Source organism: Nocardioides sp., from assembly GCF_034670285.1.
Classification (GTDB): domain Bacteria; phylum Actinomycetota; class Actinomycetes; order Propionibacteriales; family Nocardioidaceae; genus Nocardioides.
This window is the reverse complement of the sequence record NZ_JAXMNS010000332.1, coordinates 1-4347: the sequence shown is the minus strand read 5'-3', so window position 1 is coordinate 4347 and position 4347 is coordinate 1. Positions and strand designations below refer to the sequence as shown.

Here is a 4347-nt window from a genome sequence, read left to right as displayed (position 1 = left end):
GTCGAGGCCGCGGTCTGGGGCATGCTGCCGAAGAACAAGCTCGGACGTCAGATCATCAAGAAGCTGAAGGTCTACAGCGGCCCGACCCACCCGCACGAGGCCCAGAAGGTCGTGCCCTACGTGATCACGCAGGTCGCGCAGTAATCACTGCCGACCGCACCGACTTGTTCCAGCAGACCCCACAGACTTTGAGAGAACCGAGGAATCACCGTGGCTGACACCACCAACACCGACGAGGGCACCCAGGCCGGCACTGACGAGGTCGAGGAGACCTTCGAGACCAACGAGCAGGGCGTTGCCTACAGCTCCGAGAGTGCCCCCTCCGCCGACGCCCCCGAGCGTCCCGCGACCATCGCTCCCGCGCAGGCCACCGGCCGGCGCAAGGAGGCCGTCGCCCGTGTCCGCATCGTGCCGGGCACCGGCGTCTGGACCGTCAACGGTCGCCAGCTCGACGACTACTTCCCGAACAAGCTGCACCAGCAGGTCGTGAACGAGCCGTTCGCCGCCCTGCAGCTCGACGGTCGCTTCGACGTCATCGCCCGCATCCACGGCGGTGGCATCACCGGTCAGGCCGGCGCGCTGCGTCTCGGCGTGGCCCGCTGCCTCAACGAGATCGACCTCGACGCCAACCGCGCCACGCTCAAGAAGGCCGGGCTGCTCACGCGCGACGCCCGCGTCATCGAGCGCAAGAAGGCCGGTCTCAAGAAGGCCCGCAAGGCGCCCCAGTTCAGCAAGCGCTGACACTCGCTGCATGACGAGCACCTGGCAAGGGTCTCGACGATCGCCGGCTTCGGCCGGCGGTCGCTCGCCCTGCCAGGTGCTTTGTCATGTGGTGCCCCACTGCTGAACCCCCGACCTTCAAGGCAGGCAATGACTCGCATCTTCGGCACCGACGGCGTCCGCGGGCTGGCCAACGGCCACCTGACCGCCGAGCTGGCCCTCGACCTCGGCGTCGCCGCCGCTCGCGTCCTGGTCGGACACGGTGAGTTCACCGGACGGCGTCCGCTGGCGGTCGTGGGTCGCGACACCCGCATCTCGGGGCAGTTCCTCGAGCACGCCGTGGTGGCCGGCCTGGCGTCGGCCGGCGTCGACGTCCTGCGTCTGCGGGTCCTGCCGACCCCCGGCGTCGCCTACTTCACCGACCTGCTGGGTGCCGACGTCGGCGTGGTGATCAGCGCCTCGCACAACCCGATGCCCGACAACGGCATCAAGTTCCTCGCTCACGGCGGCGTCAAGCTCGACGACGCGCTCGAGGCCGAGATCGAGGCCTGCCTCGGTCAGGAGTGGGAGCGCCCCACCGGCGACGCCGTCGGCCGGGTGGAGCCTCACGACGGCACGGTGGCGCAGTACGCCGCCTACCTCGTGAGCACCCTCGACCAGCCTCGCGACCGCCCCCTCGCCGGGCTGAAGGTCGTCCTCGACTGCGCCCACGGCGCAGCCAGCGAGGTGGGGCCCCGCGCCTTCGCCGAGGCCGGCGCCACGGTGATCACCATCGGTGACGAGCCCAACGGGCTCAACATCAACGACGGCTACGGCTCCACCCACCTCGAGCCGCTGCAGGCGGCCGTGCTCGAGCACGGCGCCGACGTCGGCTTCGCGGTGGACGGCGACGCCGACCGGTGCCTGGCGGTCGACCACACCGGCACCGTCGTCGACGGCGACCAGCTGATGGTCGTGCTCGCCCTGGCCCTGCACGAGTCGGGCCACCTGGTCGACGACACGCTCGTGGCGACCGTGATGAGCAACCTGGGCCTCGTGCAGGCGCTGAGCGCCGCCGGGGTGAAGGTCCTGCAGACCGGGGTCGGCGACCGCTACGTGCTCGAGGCGATGCGCGCCGGGGGCTACACCCTCGGTGGCGAGCAGTCGGGCCACGTGATCATGCGCGAGCACGCCACCACCGGCGACGGTGTCCTCACCGCGCTGCACGTGATGCAGCAGATGAGTGCCACCGGCCGCTCGCTGGCCGACCTCGCCGGCGCGATGACCCGCCTGCCGCAGGTGCTGGTGAACGTCCCGGACGTCGACAAGGCGCGCGCGGAGACCGACGAGGCGCTGCTGGCCGCCGTCGCCACCGAGTCCGAGGCCCTCGGCGACACCGGACGAGTGCTGCTGCGTCCCTCCGGCACCGAGGCCCTCGTGCGGGTGATGGTCGAGGCGCCCAGCCAGGAGCAGGCCGACGAGGTCGCGCACCGGCTCGCTGCCGTCGTGCGCGAACGACTCTCCCTCTGACCCGCACGCGCTAGCGTGAGGCCGTGGCAGACGGCGGAGCTCCGAAGGCAATCACGGTCGAGAGGCTGACCAAGCGCTTCGGCTCGGTCACGGCGGTCGACGATCTCTCGTTCACCGTGCGCGCGGGGGCGGTGACGGGGTTTCTCGGGCCCAACGGCTCCGGCAAGACGACCACGCTCCGGATGGTCCTGGGGCTGGTGCGACCCACGGCGGTCTGAGCGAGGCCGCGCGCGCGGCTTCCTGCGCCACCTGGCTGCGGAGGGCCGGAGCGTCCTGGTCTCCAGCCACGTGCTCGGGGAGGTCCAGCGCACCGTCGACGACGTGGTGGTGATCGTGCGGGGTCGTCTGGTGCACGCCTCCTCGCTCGCGGCGCTGGCCGACCTCGCCGAGCACACGACGTACGTCGAGAGCCCGGACCGCGCGGTTCTGGGGGCGCTGCTCGACCAGCAGGGGTGGGCGATCGCGTCCGACGGGGCCGGCTTCGTCGTGCACGGCGTGGAGGCACCGACGATCGGCGCCGTCGCCCACGCCGCGGCGCTCGAGCTGCACGCGCTGACGCCGCGAGGTGCTGACCTCGAGGACGTCTTCCTGCGGCTGACCCACGACCAGGGGAAAGGCGGTGGATCGTCATGAGATCGGCACTCGTCGCGGAGTACCGCAAGCTCCGGTCCACGCGCATGTGGTGGATCCTGCTGCTGGTGATGGCCGGCTACCTCGCCTTCCTGGCAGCCGTCATCGCCTTCTCGCTCAACGCCGAGGGCGCAGGGACTCCCGGCGTCCCACCGGCGTCAGGGGTGCAGGCAGCCTCGATCGTGTACTCGCTCATCAACTCGATCGGCTACGTCTTCCCGCTCGTCGTGGGCAGCCTGATGATGACCACCGAGTTCCGCCACGGCACCGTCTCCCAGTCGTGGCTGGTCGAACCGCGGCGCTCGGTCTTCCTCGGAGCCAAGCTCGTGGCCGCGGTGCCGCTCGGACTCCTGTACGGCGTCGTCGCGGCGTGCGCGGTCGTCGCCGGGGGAGCGCCCGTGCTCGCCGGCATCGGGGAGGGCGCGTTCCTCGGTGAGCAGGACGTCGTCGAGGTGCTGGTCTTCGGTGCCCTGGTGATCGCGGTGTGGGCGGTCATCGGCGTCGCGTTCGGTGCCGTGGTGACCAACCAGGTCGCCGCGATCGTGGTGATCATCGGCTTCACCCAGCTGGTCGAGCCGATCGCCCGCATCGGGCTGGGCTCGGTCGACGCGCTGGCCCCGGTCGCGGCCTACCTCCCGGGCGCCGCTGCGGATGCCGTGATGGGAGCCAGCTTCTTCGTCGACGCGGGTGGCGGCGAGCTGCTCTCGCGGGGCGCCGGACTGGCGGTCCTGCTGGCCTACGCGCTCGCCCTGGGGGTTCTCGGGCGGGCCACCACCCTGCGGCGCGACCTGAGCTGACGCGCCCGCGGGAGACGACCAGGCCCTGGCTAGTCTGGCGCCCATGAACCACCTCCCCTCGATCACGTCCCTCCGCCCCTTGGGAGCCGTTGCCGCGACCGTGCTCGCCGGCGCCCTCCTCGTCGGGTGCGGCGACGACAACTCGGCCGCCTCCGTGCTTGCCGGCGATGCCGCAACCTCCGTCGAGCCCGGTGAGGTGGACGGTGACACCGAGGACGGCGGGAGCAGGACGAGCGGCGACCTTCCCTCCTGGTCGCCCGAGATCCTCACCGAGGGCGATGACGTCGTCGGGCTCGACGACAGCGACATCGACCCCCTCAGTGACGAGCTGCTCATCCACGAGGTCATCACCGGCGACGGGCCCCCGGTCGAGGTCGGCCAGACCATCACGGCCGACTACTTCGGCCAGGTGCCCGAGTCCGACGCGCCGTTCGACGAGAGCTTCAGCAGTAGCCCGTTCCAGGCTCCGATCGGTGTCGGCTCGCTGATCCAGGGCTGGGACGAGGGCCTCATCGGGGTGCCCGTCGGCAGCCGCGTCGTGATGTCGATCCCCTCCGACCAGGCGTACGGCGAGGCCGGCTCGCCCCCGGCCATCCCCGGCGGCGCGACGCTGTTCTTCGTCGTCGACATCATCGAGGCCCAGTAGGTGACCCAGTAGTCGACCCAGTAGTCGACCCGGTAGTCGACTGAG

7 protein-coding genes are annotated in these 4347 nt (G+C 71.2%); all 7 read left to right on the top strand.

Going from position 1 to position 4347, the window contains the following annotated elements; translation table 11 throughout:
• Positions 1-144 (top strand): uL13 family ribosomal protein (locus VOI19_RS15160; protein WP_323793802.1); only part of this gene is annotated, 144 nt, incomplete at its 5' end.
• Between the two features lie 66 nt (positions 145-210).
• Positions 211-741, top strand: a complete 531-nt coding sequence (gene rpsI / locus VOI19_RS15155; protein WP_323793801.1) for a 30S ribosomal protein S9 — start codon at positions 211-213, stop codon at positions 739-741.
• A gap of 129 nt (positions 742-870) precedes the next feature.
• A complete protein-coding gene (gene glmM, locus VOI19_RS15150; RefSeq protein ID WP_323793800.1) occupies positions 871-2229 on the top strand; it encodes a phosphoglucosamine mutase in 1359 nt (452 codons plus the stop codon).
• Between the two features lie 23 nt (positions 2230-2252).
• Positions 2253-2447: an ATP-binding cassette domain-containing protein gene (locus tag VOI19_RS15145; RefSeq protein ID WP_323793799.1), complete on the top strand. Its 195-nt coding sequence runs from the start codon at positions 2253-2255 to the stop codon at positions 2445-2447.
• Positions 2448-2517: 70 nt separating this feature from the next.
• Positions 2518-2862, top strand: a complete 345-nt coding sequence (locus VOI19_RS15140; protein ID WP_323793798.1) for a hypothetical protein — start codon at positions 2518-2520, stop codon at positions 2860-2862.
• Positions 2859-3656, top strand: coding sequence for an ABC transporter permease (locus VOI19_RS15135; protein WP_323793797.1), 798 nt, complete (start codon positions 2859-2861; stop codon positions 3654-3656). Before VOI19_RS15140 ends, VOI19_RS15135 begins: the two co-directional genes overlap by 4 nt.
• Before the next feature lie 43 nt (positions 3657-3699).
• Positions 3700-4302 (top strand): FKBP-type peptidyl-prolyl cis-trans isomerase, encoded by a 603-nt coding sequence (locus VOI19_RS15130; RefSeq protein WP_323793796.1) that lies wholly within the window; start codon positions 3700-3702, stop codon positions 4300-4302.
• Positions 4303-4347 lie beyond the last annotated feature (45 nt).